Genomic DNA, 17,258 nt, shown 5'->3' with positions numbered 1-17,258 from the left:
ACCCCGCCCGGCGAGGGGTGATGCCGCGAATCAGCGCTCCAGGATCGCGACGACTCCCTGACCGCCGGCCGCGCAGACCGAGATCACGCCACGACCCGATCCCCGCTGCGCCAGCAGCTTCGCCAGGTTGGTGACGATCCGGCCGCCGGTGGCCGCGAACGGGTGACCGGCCGCCAGCGAGGAGCCGTTGACGTTGAGCTTGTCCCGGTCGATGCTGCCCAGCGGCGCGTCCAGGCCGAGGCGTTCCTTGCAGAAGACCGGGTCCTCCCAGGCCTTGAGCGTGGAGAGCACCTGCGAGGCGAAGGCCTCGTGGATCTCGTAGTAGTCGAAGTCCTGCAGCGAGAGGCCCTCGCGCTGCAGCATCCGCGCCATCGCGTAGGCCGGCGCCATCAGCAGGCCCTCCCCGCCGTGCACGTAGTCGACCGCGGCCGTCTCGTAGGCGGTCAGGTAGGCCAGCACCGGCAGCCCCCGCTCCTCGGCCCACTCCTCGGAGGCCAGCAGCACCGCGGAGGCTCCGTCGGTCAGCGGCGTGGAGTTGCCGGCCGTCATCGTCGCGGCCTCGCCCTTGCCGAAGACCGGCTTGAGCTTGGCCAGCTTCTCGGCCGTGGAGTCCGGACGCAGGTTCTGGTCGCGCTCCAGGCCGCGGAACGGGGTCAGCTGGTCGTCGAGGAAGCCACTGTCGTACGCCGCGGCGAGTCGCTGGTGGGAGGTGGCGGCCAGCTCGTCCTGCTCCTCGCGGCCGATCTGCCACTCCAGCGCGGTCAGCGCCGCGTGGTCGCCCATCGAGAGCCCGGTGCGCGGCTCCCCGTTCTGCGGGATGGACGGGACGATGTCGCCGGGACGGACCTTGGCGAGAGCGGCGAGACGGCCCTTGAGGTCCTTGGCCCGGTTCAGCTCCAGGAGGATCTTGCGCAGGTTCTCCCCCACCGCGATCGGCGCGTCGGAGGTGGTGTCGGAGCCCCCGGCGATGCCGGCGTCGATCTGGCCCAGGGCGATCTTGTTCGCGACCTGGATCGCGGCCTGCAGGCCGGTGCCGCAGGCCTGCTGGATGTCGGTCGCGGGCGTCTCGGCGGAGAGCTTGGAGCCCAGCACCGACTCGCGCGCCAGGTTGAAGTCGCGCGAGTGCTTGAGCACCGCGCCCGCCACGACCTCGCCGAGCCGTTCGCCCTCGAGGCCGTAGCGCTCCACGAGCCCGTCGATGGCCGCGGTCAGCATGTCCTGGTTGGACGCCGTGGCGTAGACGGTGTTGGAGCGGGCGAACGGGATCCGGTTGCCGCCGATGACGGCGACGCGGCGGGTCTGGGCCTGCATGGTCACTCCTGGGGTTCGGGTCGCTGCTGGGTGCTGACTGGTTCCCTATCCTTGCTTCTCGACACGGCGCAGGGAATGCGGTGAGTGCCACGTCACGATAAGTGGACTCAGAGTTACACCTTTAGTTACATATCATCCACCGCCAGACCCAGGCAGAACCCAACGCAGGAGGACCCCGCTGATGAGCGACCGCTACCAGGGCTTCGTCCAGACCCCGATCGGCAAGCTGCTGGTCAAGAACCTCGGCCTGCCCAGCCCGGTCGCGCTCGACCGCTGGAGCGAGGGCTCCCCTCTGGTCGAGGGCACCGTGGTGGTCGGCGGGTCGGGCCGCCTGGCCGGGGACCTGCCCGCGATGCTGGGCGCGCTGGACATCGACACGGTCACCGAGGCGGACCCGAGCAGCCGCTACAAGGGCCTGGTCTTCGACGCCACCGGGATCACCAGCTCCGAGGAGCTGGTCGCGCTGCGCGACTTCTTCGCGCCGCTGATGCGCAGCCTCGAGAGCAGCGCCCGACTGGTGGTCATCGGCACCGACCCGGCCTCGACCGGGAGCAGCGAGGAGCGGGTCGCGCAGCGGGCGCTGGAGGGCTTCACCCGCTCGCTGGGCAAGGAGGTCGGCCGCGGCGGCACCTCGCAACTGGTCTACGTCGCGCCGGGCGCCGAGGGGGCGGTCACCTCGACGCTGGCCTTCCTGCTCTCCCCCAAGTCGGCCTATGTGTCGGGTCAGGTGATCCGGATCGGCACCCAGGGCGCCACCGCGCCGGCCGAGGAGGTGGCCGACTGGGACCACCCGCTGGCCGGCAAGGTCGCGATCGTCACCGGCGCCAGCCGGGGCATCGGCGAGCAGATCGCGCGGGTCCTGCACCGCGACGGCGCCACGGTCCTCGGCATCGACGTACCGCAGGCGGCCAGCGAGCTCCAGGCGCTGATGCGCGAGCTCGACGGGGACCACCTGGTCCTCGACATCACCGCCAAGGACGCCCCCCAGCGCATCGCCCAGCACGTGCGGACCAAGCACGGCGCGGTCGACGTGGTCGTGCACAACGCCGGCATCACCCGCGACCGCCGGCTGGCCAACATGATGCCCGACAGCAAGGGCGACCGGTGGACGTCGGTGATCGCGGTCAACCTCACCGCCCCCGAGCGGATCACCCGCGAGCTCCTCGACCAGGGGCTGGTCAACGCCAACGGCCGGATCATCGGGGTCGCCTCGATCGCCGGCATCGCCGGCAACAACGGCCAGACCAACTACGCCGCCTCCAAGGCCGGCGTGATCGGCCTGGTCGACGCGCTGGCTCCGGACCTGAGCGACGGCATCACCGTGAACGCCGTGGCCCCGGGCTTCATCGTCACCAAGATGACCGCGGCCGTGCCCTTCGCCACCCGCGAGGTGGGCCAGCGGCTCAACGCGATGAGCCAGGGCGGGCTGCCGATCGATGTCGCCGAGACGATCGCCTGGTACGCCAACCCCGCCTCGACGGCCGTCAACGGCAACGTCGTGCGGGTCTGCGGCCAGATGATGCTGGGGGCGTGATGGCCGCCGAGTCGCGCGGGGCCGCCCCCACCGCGCCGCGCGTCGTACACGGCGACCCGGGCGGGCTCGCGATGCTGCTCAAGGCCGCCCTGCCCACGCTGCCGCTGGTGGGGCAGCTGCCGGGCATCCGCAAGGGCGGCGCGGGTGACGCCGAGGGGCTGGCCTTCACCCGACCCGAGGTGAGCGTGACCCGCGAGCATGCCGACGCCTACGCCCGGGTGTGCGGCTTCCCGGTCAAGGACGTCGTGCCGCTGACCTACCCGCACCTGCTGGCCTTCGGCCTGCACATGGCGATCATGACCGACCCGGCGTTCCCCTACCCGGCGATCGGCACGGTGCACCTGGAGAACACGATCGTCTCGCACCGTCGCGTCGCCGTCGGCGAGACCGTGTCGGTCACCACCCGCCTCGGTGCCCCGCGCACCCACCCCAAGGGCACCCTGCTGGACTTCGGCACCGAGGTCCGCGGGCCCGGCGACGAGCTGATCTGGGAGAGCACCTCGACCTATCTGCGCCGTGGCCCGGGCGACCCGGATGCCCCCGGAGGGCTGGCCCTCGACCAGGTGCCCCCCACCGGTGCTCGCTGGGCGCTGCCCGGCGACCTCGGGCGTCAGTACGCGGGGGTCTCGGGCGACCACAACCCGATCCACCTCTACCCGCTCAGCGCGAAGGCCCTCGGCTTCCCCCGCCAGATCGCCCACGGCATGTGGAGCAAGGCCCGCTGCGTGGCCGCGCTGGAGAACCGACTGCCCGACGCGGTCCGGATCGAGGTCGCCTTCAAGAAGCCGATCCTGCTCCCCGGCACCGTCGCCTTCGGCTCCCGGGCCACCTCGGACGGCTTCGCATTCTCCCTGTCCAGCCCGAAGTCCGGCGCACCACACCTGCTGGGCCGGACCACGCCGGTCTGAGTGCCGCGGCGGGGGCCACTCCTGCGCGCGGGGGTCGCGTGCGCCGCGACGCGCCCCGGCGCGCCCACAGGAACACGACCCTGCCGGGCGCCGGTCGCGCACGAAGGCTCGACGCCGGCGCGCTGCGTCGTACGGCGGAGGCCGACGCCGCCCGAGCGGGGGCGTACGGCGGCCAGCAGCGGCGCCGCTTGGGGCCGCTGATGCGGAGACGGCCTTATGTGGCTGCTGAGGTAGTGCCCCCCGTCAACTACTGATGTTGTCGGGCGAAGTTTCGGCCGACAAGTTCAGGGTTCCCCGGCCGACCGGGGAAACCGGCGCCCCAGGCACGCCACGACAGCCGCCCCAGCCCGCACCGGCAAGCGCCCCCGTCAGCGCTGGCGGATCAGACCCTCCTGGGCGACGGTGGCGACCAGGGTCCCGTCACCGGTGAAGACCCGGGCCAGGGCGAGCCCGCGTCCCCCGGAGGCGGAGGGGGACGTCTGGTCGTAGAGCCACCACTCGTCGGCTCGGAAGGGGCGGTGGAACCAGATGGTGTGGTCCAGAGACGCCACCTGCATGCCCGGGCTGCCGACCTGTACGCCGTGCGGGACCATCGTGGCGCCGATCAACGTCATGTCGCTGGCGTAGGTGAACGCGGCCAGGTGCAGGAGCGGGTCGTCGGAGAGCCTGCCTCCGGTCTTGATCCACAGCTGCGCCCGGGCGGGGTGCATCGGGTCCTCGGCGAGGCCACGCACGGATGTGCCGAGGTGGCGCACGTCGAGGGCCGACCATTCCCGGTCCCACTCCGCCGCGGCCGCGTCTGAGCGCGAGGCGAAGATCGCGCTGAGCCCGATCGCCTCCTCCGGCGGCGGCACCTGCGGCATCACGTCCTGGTGCTCGAAGCCCTCCTCGGGCCGCTGGAAGTTGGCGGTCAGGAAGAAGATCGGGCGCCCGTGCTGGCGGGCGACGACGCGGCGGGTAGCGAAGGTGCGCCCGTCCCGGATCGCGTCGACGTCGTAGATGATCGGCACCGCGGTGTCGCCGGGCAGCAGGAAGTAGGAGTGCAGCGAATGCGGCAGGTAGGCCGGGTCGGTGGTGCGCGCCGCCGCGATCAGCGCCTGCGCCGCCACCTGCCCTCCGAAGACCCGCTGCAGCTGGGTGTCCGGCTGGCGCCCCCGGAACAGGTTCGTGTCGATGTCCTCGATGTCGAACAGGTCGACGAGCTCCTCGATGTTGCCGGGCACGGCGTTCCTCTCAGTGGCGGGGCGACTCAATGACGGGGCGACTCAGTGGCAGGGCGGACGAGGCGGGCCTCACGCAACGAGAGAGCTCAGCGCGCTTCGCCGTCCGGGCCGTCGAGCCCGGCCAGGAACTGCTCGAACTGCTGGCCGATCTCGTCGCCGGTGGGCAGCGGCTGGTCCCCCGCGAGCAGGCTGCTGCCGTTCTCCTCGGCGCGCTGGAACGCGTCGTACTGCCGTTCGAGCCCCAGGACCACCTCGTTGACGTCGTCGTGGGTGGCCAGGTAGGCGGCGATCTCCACCTCGCGCGCCTCCGCCTCGGTGCGCAGCTCGGTCAGGTCGACGGTGAGCCGGGCGCCGCGCTCGACCTGCTCCAGCAGCGCCACCGCGGCGCGCGGGTAGTCGAGCTGGGCGAGGTAGTGCGGCACGTGGGCGACGTAGCCCAGCGCGTCGTGTCCCCACTCGCCGAGGCGCACCTCGAGCACCGCCTGCGCACTGGCGGGGACGCGCAGCTCGCCGCGCCACGGGCTCTCGCCGGTGAGCAGCGCGGCGCGGTTGGCGTGGTGGGTGATCGCGATCGGCCGGGTGTGCGGCACGGCCATCGGCACCGCGCCCATCCCGACCACGCGCTTGACCTCGAAGCGCTCGACGACCTCGCGCACGGCCCGGTTGAACGCCTCCCAGCGGATGTCGGGCTCGGGGCCGCGCAGCAGCAGGAACGGCGTGCCGGCACTGTCGCGCAGCAGCCGCACGGTCAGCCGGGGAGCCTGGTAGTCGGTGTAGTGGTCGCGCGCGAACGTCATCGGCGGACGCCGGGCGCGGTAGTCGTAGAGCGCGTCCACGTCGAACGTGGCGACCACCGGACCGTCGCTCAGCTCCTCGAGGTACGTCGCGGCTCTCGCCGCGGCGGAGCCGGCGTCGAGGAAGCCCTCGAGCGCGTGCACCATCACCAGGTCCGCGCCTGCTGGGCCGTTCTCTCGCGCCTGCGCCAGCGCCGCGTTGAGCTCCGGCACATCGTCGACGATGTGGACCAGCCTGGATCCCTCGGTCACGGCTCCTCCTTGACTGCAGCGGGTGGCGCCTCGACGGCGCCGTCGCGAAACACCTCGGTCCGCGCTGTGCCAGCGCATCTCACAACCACGATATTCCCGGTGTGCCCGCCACCCGGACCGGCCACCCGTGACCACCCCCACACAGGCTGGCGACGACGCGGAGGGCCCAGCATTGTTACTGAGAGGTAACCTACCTCACGGGAGCGCGGCGGCGACGTCTGCGCGCCCATCCCAGCCACATATCCCTCGAGGAGACTTCGTGCCCCGACAGTTGCGAGAGGTCGTCTTCGTCGACGGCGTGCGCACCCCCTTCGGCAAGGCCAAGGGCCAGTACGCCGAGACCCGCGCCGACGACCTGGTGATCAAGTGCATCCGCGACCTCATGCGTCGCAACCCCTCGCTGCCCGCGGAGCGGGTCGACGAGGTCGCGATCGCCGCCACCACCCAGATCGGCGACCAGGGCCTGACCATCGGCCGCACCGCAGCGCTGCTCGCGGGCCTGCCGCAGTCGGTGCCCGGCTACGCGATCGACCGGATGTGCGCCGGCGCGATGACCGCCGTCACCACGCTCGCGGGCGGCATCGCGTTCGGCTCCTACGACGTCGCGATCGCCGGCGGAGTCGAGCACATGGGCCGTCACCCGATGGGCGAGGGCGTCGACCCCAACCCGCGGATCATGTCCGAGGGCGTCGTGAACCCCGACGCGCTGGTCATGGGCATCACCGCCGAGAACCTGCACGACCGCTACCCCACCATCACCAAGCAGCGCGTGGACGCCTACGCCGTGCGCTCGCAGGAGAAGACGGCCGCCGCCTACGCCGACCACAAGATCCAGCCCGACCTGGTCCCCGTGGCGACCCGCTCGGCGGAGCTCGGCTGGGGCCTGGCCACCACCGACGAGCCGATGCGTCCCGGCACCACCATGGAGACGCTCGGCGCGCTCAAGACGCCGTTCCGCTCGCACGGCAACGTCACCGCCGGCAACGCCGCGGGGATCAACGACGGCGCCACCGCGTGCCTGCTCGCCGAGGAGGAGACCGCCCGCGAGATGGGTCTGCCGATCCGGATGCGACTGGTCTCCTACTCGTTCGTGGGCGTCGAGCCCGAGGTGATGGGCGCCGGCCCGATCCCCTCCACCGAGAAGGCCCTCAAGCAGGCCGGGCTGAGCATCGACGACATCGAGGCCTTCGAGGTCAACGAGGCGTTCGCCGTCCAGGTGCTGGCCTTCCTCGAGCACTTCGGCATCGCCGACGACGACGCGCGGGTGAACCCCTACGGCGGTGCCATCGCGATGGGCCACCCGCTGGCCTCCTCGGGCGTGCGGCTGATGACCCAGCTGGCCCGCCAGTTCGAGGAGCGCCCGGAGGTCCGCTACGGCCTGACCACCATGTGCATCGGCATCGGCATGGGCGGCACCGTGATCTGGGAGAACCCGCACTGGACCGGTGCGGCCACGACTGAAGGAGAGGTCGCCTGATGACCGAACTGACCACTCTGCTCGAGCGCGCCGCCGCGATCTCCTCCGACGACGAGGTCGTCACCCAGGCCCGCCTGCGCCCGGTGACGCTGCCCGGCGGCGCCGGCGTGCTGGGCCTGATCACGCTCGACAACGGGCACGACCACACCCGCCCCAACACCTTCGGCCCGCGCTCGCTGATGGCGCTCAACGACGCGATCGAGGCGGCGCTCTCCGAGCCGGCCATCACCGCGATCGCGGTCACCGGCAAGCCGTTCATCCTGGCGGCGGGCGCCGACCTGACCTCGATCGCCGGTCAGGGCCCCGAGGCCGTGCGCGTCGTCGCCGAGCTCGGCCACGCCGTCTTCCGCCGGCTGGGCGAGGGCGGCAAGCCGTCCTTCGGCCTGATCAACGGGCTGGCGCTGGGCGGCGGCCTCGAGGTCGCGCTGCACTGCGACTACCGCACGGTGGTCAAGACCGCGCCCGCGCTCGGTCTGCCCGAGGTCATGCTCGGCCTGGTCCCCGGCTGGGGCGGCGCCTACCTGGTGCCCAACCTGGTCGGCCCGGAGAAGGCCGTGAAGCTGGTCATCGAGAACCCGCTGAACAACGGCAAGACGCTCAACGGCCAGCAGGCCTACGACCTCGGCCTGGCCGACGCGATGTTCGAGGGCGCCGACTTCCTGGAGCAGTCCCTGCTCTGGGCCGCCGACGTGCTCACCGGTGCCGTCGTCGTCGAGCGCCCCGAGCTCGACCGGGGCGAGGCCTGGGACGCCGCCGTCGCGAAGGGCCGCTCGATCGCCGACGCCAAGACCGGCGGCGCCTCCCCCGCGGCGTACCGCGCGCTCGACCTGATCGCCGCGGCCCGCACCGCCACCCGCGAGGAGGGCTTCGCGGCCGAGGACGAGGCCCTCGAGGCGATGTCGCGCACCCCCGAGACCGCCGCCAGCCTCTACTCCTTCGACCTGGTGCAGAAGCGCGCCAAGCGACCCGCCGGCGCACCGGACCGGTCCCTGGCCCGCAAGGTCACCAAGGTCGGCATCGTCGGCGCCGGCCTGATGGCCAGCCAGCTCGCGCTGCTGTTCGTACGACGCCTGCAGGTGCCGGTCGTGCTGACCGACCTCGACCAGGAGCGCGCCGACAAGGGCGTGGGCTACGTGCACGCCGAGATCGACAAGCTGCTCGCCAAGGGCCGGCTCAACCAGGACAAGGCCAACCGCTTCAAGGCCCTGGTCACCGGGGTCGCGGACGAGGACGCCAAGGCCGCGGCCCTGGCGGACGCCGACTTCGTGATCGAGGCGGTCTTCGAGGAGATGGGCATCAAGAAGTCGGTCTTCGCCGACGTCGAGAAGCTTGTCTCCGCCGAGTGCGTGCTGGCCACCAACACCTCCTCGCTGTCGATCACCGAGATGGCCGCCGACCTGGCGCACCCCGAGCGGGTGGTGGGCTTCCACTTCTTCAACCCGGTCGCGGTGATGCCGCTGCTGGAGATCGTCAAGGGCGAGCAGACCGACGACGCGACGCTGGCCACGGCGTTCGCCACCGGCAAGTCGCTGAAGAAGACCACGATCCTGGTCAAGGACAGCCCGTCGTTCATCGTCAACCGGCTGCTCGGGCGCTTCCTCGGCGAGGTCGCCAAGGTCGTCGACGCGGGCACGCCGCTGCAGGTGGCCGACCGGGCGTTCGCGGGCGTGGCGCCGATGCCGCCGTTCGTGCTGCTCTCGCTGGTCGGCCCGGCCATCGCGCTGCACAACAACGAGACGCTGGCCGGCGCGTTCCCCGACCGGTTCTACGTCTCCCCCGCCCTCAAGCGGGTCGTCGAGGCGCGCAAGACCTCGTTCTACGGGCCCGACGGCAACGTCGACCCCGAGGTCGAGGCGCTGCTGGAGAAGCCGGAGAGCCCGGTCGTGCTGAGCGCGGAGGAGGTCCGCGTCCGCGCGCTGAGCGGCCTGGCCGAGGAGGCCCGGCTGATGCTCGAGGAGGGTGTGGTCGCGGCGCCGCAGGACCTGGACCTGGCGATGATCACCGGCGCCGGCTTCAGCTTCTGGAACGGCGGCCTCACCAAGCTCCTGGACCGCACAGGAGTCAGCACCTACAAGTTCCACTGACGCGAGTCGTCACGAGCTCGCACGCGTACGCCGTCGAGTCGGCGTGAGCTCGTGGCGTAGAGTCACCGAGTCGGCGCATCCTCTCGCCAGGGTGCGCCGACTCGGCATTTCCCGGCATGGCCGTGCGCGGCGCGCATGTAGGTTTGGCTCATGACCGAGTCAGCCGACGAAGCCCGTATCGACAGCCGCTCCGACCTGCTTCCCGAGGAGGTCGCCGCAGGCAGCGACGACGCCACCGAGCAGGCTCGGGTGATCCTCGAGGAGTCCGACGCCCGCACGGAGAACCCGCAGGAGACCCGGCACGAGTCGAGCCAGACCCCCGACTGAGCGAACCTTCCTCCCCCCTCGTCGCGTCTGGGTGGGTGAGCCGGTCCACGACGGACCGGCCCCACGGAAGAGGTGACCCATGGCGCGCAGGGACCCTGCGGCGTTCGCCGAGTTCGTAGCCGCCCGTTCGGCCGCCCTGAACCGGGCGGCCTACCTGTTGGTCGGCGACGTGCAGCTCGCCCAGGACCTGGTCCAGGAGGCGCTGACCAAGACGTACGTCGCCTGGCCGCGGCTGCGCGACCCCGGTGCGGTGGAGGCGTACACCCGCAAGGCGATCACCACGACCGCCATCGGCTGGTTCCGCCGCAAGAGCTGGTACGGCGAGCGGCCGACCGCGCAGCTCCCGGAGCGCCTCACGCCCGGCCACGCCGAGGCGGTCACCCGCCACGACTGGCTGTGGACGGCGCTGCAGGAGCTCCCCGTGCGTCAGCGCGCCGCCATCGTGCTGCGCTACTACGAGGACCTCACCGAGGCCCAGACCGCGGCGGCCATGGGCTGCGCGGTCGGCACCGTCAAGAGCCAGGTCTCGGCCGGGCTCGCCAAGCTCCGTGACCGGCTCGGCGACGACGCCGGGACCTCCCTCGACGACCTGGTGGTGACCCGATGACCGGACTTCTCGATGACGTGATGCACGAGCGTGCCGAGGCGATGGACAGTGTCCCGCCCGACGTCGACGCCATCGTCCGCACCGCGCAACGTCGGGTGGCGCGGCGCCGTGCCGCCTGGGCCGGGGGTGGCCTCGCCGCCGGGATCGCGCTGGCCGCGATCAGCCCCCTGGCGCTGGGCGGTGACGGGCCGACCCAGCGCGGCATCGCTCCCGCGGCCCCCTTCGCCGAGGGCCAGGTCGTCTACTCGCTCGGCTCCACGATCCACGCCGGAGCGAGGACCATCGAGGCCGAGGGCGACGTCGTCGCCCTGGCCACCACCGACCGCGGGGTGGTGTTCGCCGACGAGCCAGGCGAGGTCTGGGCCAGCACCGGCGGCGACCCCGTCCGGGTGGGCCGGATCGGGCTCGAGGACGTCGAGACGCCCGAGCTGATCGCCGACGGCGACCTCGCTGCATGGCTCGCCGCCGGCGCGGACGGACCCGTCTTCACCGTCCTCGACCAGCGCACCGGTGATACCCACGAGCTTCGCGCCGAAGGCGTTCAGGGCACCGACGGCGACCTGGGGCCGACCATCGGGGTCGACGCGGTCGACGGCGACACCGTCTACGTCCACGACGACCGCGGCCCGGTCGCGTGGGAGCCGGCCGCCGGGCGGACCACGGTCCTCGAGACCGCCCCCGGGGAGCGGGTCCGGATCCTGGACGTGAAGGGTGGCGTGTTCGCCTACGAGGTCAGCCGCGCCACACCGGGGGGCGACAACGCGACCGAGGTCGTGCAGCGGATGGGGCGCAGCCTCCTCGACGGCGTGGAGGCCGACCTCACGAACGTCTCGGTCTCGCCCGAGGGCACGCACCTGATCTCGGAGACCAACGACGAGAACGTGATCCTGGAGACGGCCACCGGCCGGCGGGTGCCGTTCGACAACGGGTCCTACTCGTTCCTGGTGGGCTACCACTGGCTCGACGAGGACACCTACGCCGCGATCGCCTTCCGCCGCAACACCGATCCGGCGCCCGAGCTCCTGCGCTGCGACCTGGGCGGCGGCTGCGACCCGGTGCTGCAGGACGTGCCTGCCGACGTCCGGCTGGCGTTCCCGACCGACTCCTGAGCCTCAGCCGAAGGTCTCCACGATCCGTTCCCCGGCCCGACGGGCCAGGTCGTCTCCCTGCACCCCGAGCAAGTCGGGCAGGACGTCGGCCTGCTCGTCGGGCTCGGTGTCGGCGTAGGCCTCGAGCAGGGTCCAGAGCATCTCCTGGCCGTAGGTGTCGACGAGCTGCTGGCACACCCACCAGGCGACGCCGTAGTTCGCCCCGGACCGGATCCCGTTGAAGGTGTCGTCGTCGGGCAGACTGCGGATCCCCCGCCGGGCGGCGTCCAGCGCGGCCCGGGAGATCGTCCGGTCCCGCTCGGGCAGCGGCTGCGCGGAGACGTACTCCGCCAGCCCCTCCGCCAGCCAGGTCGGCACGTCGTCGTCGCGCTCCCCCAGTACGACGTGGGTGAGCTCGTGGCGGATCAGTCGGTCCCGCGCCGTCCCGGGCTGCTGCAGCATCCGCGGGTGCAGCATGAACCGGTACGCCGCGGTGCGCCCGGTACGCCCGCCATGGACGGGGAACGCGACCGCGTCGAGCCGCTCCGGGTCGCCGCCGGGCAGTCCGCGCAGCCTGGCCAGCACCCGGGTGGTCGACAGGGCGTAGACCACCACCTTCCCCGACCAATCGTGCGGCAGGACGTGGGAGACCTCCGCGCGTGCGGCGTCCACGGCGGCGAGGATGGCCGTGGCGCTGCCCGCACTGTTCCGGTCGAAGACGCCGAGCACCCCGCTGCGCTCGCGGATCACCGTCCGGGTCAGGTCCCAGGGGTGCCCGCCGACGTGGTGCTCACGCTCCCAGGCCCGGTCCCGCTCGGAGTCCAGCAGCCACTGGCCGGTGGCGTCGGGGTCCGGGCGGAAGCGCAGGAGGCGGATCTCCTCGACCGGCACCTCGTCGTACCCGCGCAGCTGCATGGTCAGGCGCACCTGCGCCCGCAGCCCACCGCTCTCGTCCGAGGCGAGCGTGTCCGGGAGCAGGGTGTGCCGGTAGGCCTTCAGCGGCAGCTGCTCCAGGTTGGTGAAGTAGCGGCGCTGACGGCGGACCAGCGCCCGGTCACCCCGGTGCACGCCCGCGAGGAACGCCTGCTGGTCGCCACCGTGGACCGCACGGTCGCGGCGCGCCAGCACCTGCTGCAACGCACCGACCGTCTCGGCGTCCGGGCCCCCACCGGCCGTCGTCGGCGCGTCCTCGCGCAGCGAGCAGCCTGCCCCGGCGAGCACGAGCAGCGGCACGAGGAGCCCGACGAGGATGGACCGCCACCGTCTCCCCGCCCACCACTGCATGCCTCAATGAACGAGCGAACCGGTCGCCGGTCACGTGCAGGTGACCGGCGACTCGCGGCGCTACAGGCTGCGGTCGGCGTCGACCAGAGCGCCACCGTCGGACAGCGCGGTCATGTCCTCGACGATGTCCAGGGCGATGGCCTGTGCGGTGAGACCGATCCGCTCGAGGATCGCACCCCGCTTCGCGTGGTCGAGGAACTCCTGCGGGATGCCGTGCAGGCGGAAGGGCGTGTGGACCCCGGCGTCGTTGAGCGTCTGCAGGAGCACCGCGCCGCAGCCGCCGATCCGGCCGTTGTCCTCGACGCTGACCACCAGCCGGTGCTCGCGGGCAAGCTCGACGATCGCCGGGTCGACGGGCTTGACCCACCGCGGGTCGATCACGGTGACGCCGATGCCCTGGGCGATCAGCCGCTCGGCGACCTCGACGGCGGCGGTGCACATCGAGCCCACCGCGACCACCAGCACGTCCTTGGTGCCGTTGCGCACGAGCACGTCCGCACCACCGGCGCGGCCCACGGCCTCGATGTCGTCGGGCGGGGGCCCCTTGGGGAAGCGGACCACGGTGGGCGCGTCGTCCACCTCGACGGCCTCGTTGAGCAGCTCGCGCAGCCGGGTGGCGTCGCGCGGGGCGGCCAGACGCAGCCCGGGCACCACCTGCAGCATCGACATGTCCCACATGCCGTTGTGGCTGGCGCCGTCGTCGCCGGTGACGCCGGAGCGGTCGAGCACGAAGGTCACGCCGCACTTGTGCAGCGCGACGTCCATCAGCACCTGGTCGAAGGCCCGGTTCAGGAACGTCGCGTAGACCGCCACGACCGGGTGCAGGCCGCCCATCGCCAGGCCGGCGGCGGAGGTGGCGGCGTGCTGCTCGGCGATGCCGACGTCGAAGGTCCGCTCGGGGAAGTGCGCCTCGAAGTGGTGCAGGCCGACCGGGTGCATCATCGCCGCGGTCACGGCGACCACGTCGTTGCGACGCTGTCCGATGTGCACGATCTCGTCGGCGAACACGTCGGTCCAGATCCGGCCCTTGGGGGTCTCCTCGCCGGTGTCGACGTCGAAGGGCCCCGGCGCGTGGAACTGGTCCGCGACGTGCCGCTCGGCGGCGTCGTAGCCGAAGCCCTTGCGGGTCAGCGCGTGCACGATCACGGGGCCGCCGTAGCGCTTGGCCTGGGCGAGGACCTGCTCCATCGCGTCGCGGTCGTGGCCGTCGACCGGGCCGACGTACTTCAGGCCGAGGTCCTCGAAGAGGCCCTGGGGCGCGATCGCGTCCTTGAGGCCCTTCTTCATCGCGTGCAGCGCGTCGTACGCCGCGGGGCCGACGCCGGGGACCGCGTTGAGGCGCTTCTTCACCTGGTCGAGGACCTGCTCGTAGCGCGGGTTGGTGCGCAGGGACGTCAGTGCGGTGGCCAGGCCACCGATAGTGGGCGTGTAGGAGCGCCCGTTGTCGTTGACGACGATCACCAGGCGGCTGCTCTGCGCGATCGCGATGTTGTTCAGCGCCTCCCAGGCCATCCCACCGGTGAGCGCGCCGTCGCCGATCACGGCGACCACGTGGCGGTCCTCGCCACGGATCGCGTAGGCCTTGGCCAGACCGTCGGCATAGCTCAGCGCGGTCGAGGCGTGGGAGTTCTCCACGATGTCGTGGTCGGACTCGCTCTGGCTGGGGTAGCCGCTGATGCCGCCCTCCTGGCGCAGTCGGTCGAAGCCGGCGGCGCGTCCGGTCAGCAGCTTGTGCACGTAGGCCTGGTGACCGGTGTCGAAGACGACCCGGTCGTGCGGCGAGTCGAAGACCCGGTGGATGGCCATCGTCAGTTCGACGACGCCGAGGTTCGGTCCGAGGTGCCCCCCGGTGCGCGAGCAGGTCGCGACCAGGAAGTCGCGGATCTCGCTCGCCAGCGCATCCAGCTGGGAGTCGTCGAGACCACGCAGGTCTCGTGGGGTCGAGATCGACTCCAGGTAGCCCATCAGTGCGCGTCCTCCCAGTTTGCGGTGCTGTGCCGTGTCGGCCCACCAGCGGTGAGCCGTCGGCCGAGTCTATCCGGGAGGGGCAACGAGGGCTCAGTCGTCGTCGGATGGCGCGGCGGCAGCGGCCAGCTCGCGGTGCAGATCGGTGTCCACCAGCATGGGCAGCACCAGGGCGGCCGCCGCCGTCAGGTCGAGCGTCAGCGCCTCGGCGGGGTCGACGAACACGATCCGCCGGCCCTCACCGCACTCGATGTCGTCGTCGGTGAGCGACGTGGCGCCGACGAAGATGTGACACACGTCCTGGGTGCCGTAGGCCTCGTGGAACACCTCGACGTCGCGCCACCATCCCAGACCGGACTCCAGCCGGACGCCCGTCTCCTCCTCCAGCTCGCGATAGGCGCCGGCCTCGGGGTCCTCCCCCTCGTCGAGGTGGCCGCCGGGGAGGCCCCACCGGTCGGGATCGATCACCGGGTGGGAGTCGCGCTCCTGGAGCAGCAGCCAGCCGCGGGGGTCCACCAGCAGGACACTCGAGAACTCATGCACTCCTGCACGCTACAACCGGGCGACGAAGCGCCGCCCGCGCAGGGCCTCCTCGACCAGCCCGACTCCGCGTCGCACGCCGAGCAGCCGCGCCTCCTCGGCCTGCCAGGTCTGCACGGCCGCCTCCACGACGTCGGCGTCGGCCACGTCGCGCAGCGAGGACCGGGCCTCGCTCAACCCGCGGCGAACGGCAGCCTGGCTCGCCTCGACGTGCAGCGTCGCGAACCGGGCGAGGACGACCACGTGCCGGCGCAGCGTGCGATGGCCGCGGTACTCCGGCGGGCAGATGTCGAGCAGCCAGTCGGCCGCGGTCCGCTCCCAGTCGGGTGCGTCCGGCGGGCGGACCTGGGCCGGCCATCCGGGAGGGGCGACGTAGCGGGGCATGCGACCCAGTCTACTCCGACATCGAACACGTGTTCGATGGCGGAGGGCTTCCGGCAGTCCCCGCGATGTGACACTCTCGAGTGGCGAGCGATCCACCCTGGCGCACCACCGACCTGCCCGGAAGGCGATGTCGCGATGACACAAGCGATGCCCCGTCAAGGCCCGCCGCCCCGTCCCGCGCCCTGGCACTACGGCTGGTGGCTGCTCGTCGGCGGGCTACTCGGGATGGGGATCGCGGGCATCTTGACCATCGGCGTGTTCGTGCTTCCGGTGGCGATCGTCCTCGCGGTCACCGGGGCGCTCCGCCCGGCCCTGCGCAACAGCTCGGTGGCCGCCACCGCGGCGGGTCTCGCACTACCGGCCCTGTACCTCGCGTGGCTCAACCGCGCCGGTCCCGGGCGGGTCTGCGAGAGCACGGGGACGAGCACCGCCTGCAGCGAGACCTGGAGCCCCTGGCCGTTCGTCGTGGTGGCCGTCGTGCTCGTGGTGGCGTCGATCGCTCTGGCGCGCGTCACGCTGCGGGTGAGCGAACCGCGCTAGCCCTACCGCCCTCGTCCACGGGAGCTCACCCCGCCAGGAACGACAGCCGGATCTCTCGGGTCGCGTTGTCGACGTTGAGATCCACCAGACAGATGCTCTGCCACGTGCCGAGCGCCGGCTCGCCGTCCAGGACCGGCACGCTGGCGTAGGGCGCCACCAGCGCCGGCATCACGTGGGAGCGGCCATGGCCGGTGGAGCCGTGCCGGTGTCGCCACCGGTCGTCGGCCGGCAGCAGGTCGCCCAGGGCGGTCAGCAGGTCGTCGTCGCTGCCCGAGCCGGTCTCCAGGATCGCGAGTCCCGCGGTGGCGTGCGGCACGAAGACGTGCAGGAGCCCGTCGCCGCGACCCCGGACGAACGCCGCGCACTGGCGGGTGATGTCCACGACCCGCTCCCGGTCGCCGGTGGTGCAGGTGAACGTCTCCGAGATCACGACCGCGCTCCGGGCTCGGCCTGCGGGTCGGGTGCGGAAGCCAGGAGACTCTCGACGCGCTCCACCTTCGCGGTGAGCTGGCCCTCGAAGCCGGCACGGATGTCCGCCTTCAGCACCAGCGACACCCGCGGGGAGACGGCGGAGACGACCTCGACGGCACGCTTCACCACGGCCATCACCTCGTCCCACTCCCCCTCGAGGTTCGTGAACATCGCGTTCGTCTCGTGCGGAAGCCCGGACTCTCGTACGACGCGCACGGCGGCGGCGACCGCCTCGCTGACACCGCCGGTCTCGTCGGCGGTCCCCGGGGAGATGCTGAAGGCAACGATCATGGGTCCACGCTAGTCCACGGACCGGCGATGAACAGGCCCAGCAATGAGGCGAGGGGGCCGTGAATGCACATAAATGCACGTAGAGGCCATCACTGACCCGGGGGTCTGTGATGGCCTCTACGTTGAAGTGTTGTCCGGCGGCGTCCTACTCTCCCACAACCTCTCGATTGCAGTACCA

At 72.0% G+C, this 17,258-nt stretch carries 17 protein-coding genes; 8 read left to right on the top strand and 9 right to left on the bottom strand.

What is annotated here, in order from left to right; genetic code table 11:
- Positions 1-30: 30 nt before the first annotated feature.
- Positions 31-1,311: an acetyl-CoA C-acetyltransferase gene (locus AC6EI4_RS17535; RefSeq protein WP_498424679.1), complete on the bottom strand. Its 1,281-nt coding sequence runs from the start codon at positions 1,309-1,311 to the stop codon at positions 31-33.
- A 181-nt stretch (positions 1,312-1,492) separates the two neighbouring features.
- Between AC6EI4_RS17535 and AC6EI4_RS17530 the strand changes: the two genes are divergently transcribed.
- Both AC6EI4_RS17530 and AC6EI4_RS17525 read left to right on the top strand, forming a co-directional pair.
- Positions 1,493-2,845, top strand: a complete 1,353-nt coding sequence (locus AC6EI4_RS17530) for a 3-oxoacyl-ACP reductase (protein WP_498424678.1) — start codon at positions 1,493-1,495, stop codon at positions 2,843-2,845.
- Positions 2,845-3,753 (top strand): MaoC family dehydratase, encoded by a 909-nt coding sequence (locus AC6EI4_RS17525; protein ID WP_498424808.1) that lies wholly within the window; start codon positions 2,845-2,847, stop codon positions 3,751-3,753. Before AC6EI4_RS17530 ends, AC6EI4_RS17525 begins: the two co-directional genes overlap by 1 nt.
- Before the next feature lie 368 nt (positions 3,754-4,121).
- Here the strand turns inward: AC6EI4_RS17525 and AC6EI4_RS17520 are convergent, their stop codons facing one another.
- Together AC6EI4_RS17520 and AC6EI4_RS17515 are read right to left on the bottom strand one after the other, a co-directional pair.
- Positions 4,122-4,976: an acyl-CoA thioesterase gene (locus AC6EI4_RS17520; RefSeq protein ID WP_498424677.1), complete on the bottom strand. Its 855-nt coding sequence runs from the start codon at positions 4,974-4,976 to the stop codon at positions 4,122-4,124.
- Between the two features lie 86 nt (positions 4,977-5,062).
- The gene (locus AC6EI4_RS17515) at positions 5,063-6,022 is read right to left on the bottom strand and encodes a PAC2 family protein (protein ID WP_498424676.1); all 960 of its coding nucleotides are present in this window, start codon (positions 6,020-6,022) and stop codon (positions 5,063-5,065) included.
- 259 nt (positions 6,023-6,281) lie between these two features.
- On the opposite strand from AC6EI4_RS17515, the gene AC6EI4_RS17510 reads away from it, so the two are divergent.
- The 5 genes from AC6EI4_RS17510 to AC6EI4_RS17490 all read left to right on the top strand — a co-directional run bounded on the left by AC6EI4_RS17510 (position 6,282) and on the right by AC6EI4_RS17490 (position 11,626).
- On the top strand, positions 6,282-7,499 hold the full coding sequence (locus AC6EI4_RS17510) for a thiolase family protein (RefSeq protein WP_498424675.1): 1,218 nt from the start codon (positions 6,282-6,284) through the stop codon (positions 7,497-7,499).
- Positions 7,499-9,583 (top strand): 3-hydroxyacyl-CoA dehydrogenase NAD-binding domain-containing protein, encoded by a 2,085-nt coding sequence (locus AC6EI4_RS17505; protein ID WP_498424673.1) that lies wholly within the window; start codon positions 7,499-7,501, stop codon positions 9,581-9,583. Before AC6EI4_RS17510 ends, AC6EI4_RS17505 begins: the two co-directional genes overlap by 1 nt.
- A 150-nt stretch (positions 9,584-9,733) precedes the next feature.
- Positions 9,734-9,910 (top strand): hypothetical protein, encoded by a 177-nt coding sequence (locus AC6EI4_RS17500; protein WP_498424671.1) that lies wholly within the window; start codon positions 9,734-9,736, stop codon positions 9,908-9,910.
- A 79-nt stretch (positions 9,911-9,989) separates the two neighbouring features.
- Positions 9,990-10,517, top strand: a complete 528-nt coding sequence (locus tag AC6EI4_RS17495) for a SigE family RNA polymerase sigma factor (protein ID WP_498452244.1) — start codon at positions 9,990-9,992, stop codon at positions 10,515-10,517.
- A complete protein-coding gene (locus AC6EI4_RS17490) occupies positions 10,514-11,626 on the top strand; it encodes a hypothetical protein (protein ID WP_498424668.1) in 1,113 nt (370 codons plus the stop codon). The genes AC6EI4_RS17495 and AC6EI4_RS17490 overlap by 4 nt, the downstream gene beginning before the upstream one ends.
- Before the next feature lie 3 nt (positions 11,627-11,629).
- Here the strand turns inward: AC6EI4_RS17490 and AC6EI4_RS17485 are convergent, their stop codons facing one another.
- The 4 genes from AC6EI4_RS17485 to AC6EI4_RS17470 form a co-directional block, all read right to left on the bottom strand.
- Positions 11,630-12,838: a peptidase MA family metallohydrolase gene (locus AC6EI4_RS17485; protein ID WP_498452243.1), complete on the bottom strand. Its 1,209-nt coding sequence runs from the start codon at positions 12,836-12,838 to the stop codon at positions 11,630-11,632.
- Between the two features lie 111 nt (positions 12,839-12,949).
- Entirely contained in the window at positions 12,950-14,854 is a 1,905-nt protein-coding gene (gene dxs / locus AC6EI4_RS17480) for a 1-deoxy-D-xylulose-5-phosphate synthase (RefSeq protein WP_498424664.1), read from the bottom strand.
- Positions 14,855-14,947: 93 nt separating this feature from the next.
- Positions 14,948-15,397 (bottom strand): NUDIX domain-containing protein, encoded by a 450-nt coding sequence (locus AC6EI4_RS17475; protein ID WP_498424662.1) that lies wholly within the window; start codon positions 15,395-15,397, stop codon positions 14,948-14,950.
- Positions 15,398-15,406: 9 nt separating this feature from the next.
- Positions 15,407-15,778 carry a hypothetical protein gene (locus AC6EI4_RS17470; RefSeq protein WP_498424660.1) on the bottom strand — a complete coding sequence of 124 codons (372 nt, stop codon included), beginning with the start codon at positions 15,776-15,778 and terminating at the stop codon, positions 15,407-15,409.
- Between the two features lie 147 nt (positions 15,779-15,925).
- Between AC6EI4_RS17470 and AC6EI4_RS17465 the strand changes: the two genes are divergently transcribed.
- Positions 15,926-16,318, top strand: a complete 393-nt coding sequence (locus tag AC6EI4_RS17465; protein WP_498424657.1) for a hypothetical protein — start codon at positions 15,926-15,928, stop codon at positions 16,316-16,318.
- A 25-nt stretch (positions 16,319-16,343) separates the two neighbouring features.
- Here the strand turns inward: AC6EI4_RS17465 and AC6EI4_RS17460 are convergent, their stop codons facing one another.
- The gene (locus AC6EI4_RS17460; RefSeq protein ID WP_498424656.1) at positions 16,344-16,748 is read right to left on the bottom strand and encodes a secondary thiamine-phosphate synthase enzyme YjbQ; all 405 of its coding nucleotides are present in this window, start codon (positions 16,746-16,748) and stop codon (positions 16,344-16,346) included.
- A complete protein-coding gene (locus AC6EI4_RS17455) occupies positions 16,745-17,080 on the bottom strand; it encodes a thiamine-binding protein (RefSeq protein WP_498424654.1) in 336 nt (111 codons plus the stop codon). The genes AC6EI4_RS17460 and AC6EI4_RS17455 overlap by 4 nt, the downstream gene beginning before the upstream one ends.
- Positions 17,081-17,258 lie beyond the last annotated feature (178 nt).

The sequence above is a fragment of the Nocardioides sp. Z43_10 genome (genome assembly GCF_059766615.1).
Note: the sequence above shows the minus strand (reverse complement) of the source record. Positions and strands in the feature narration are given on the sequence as shown.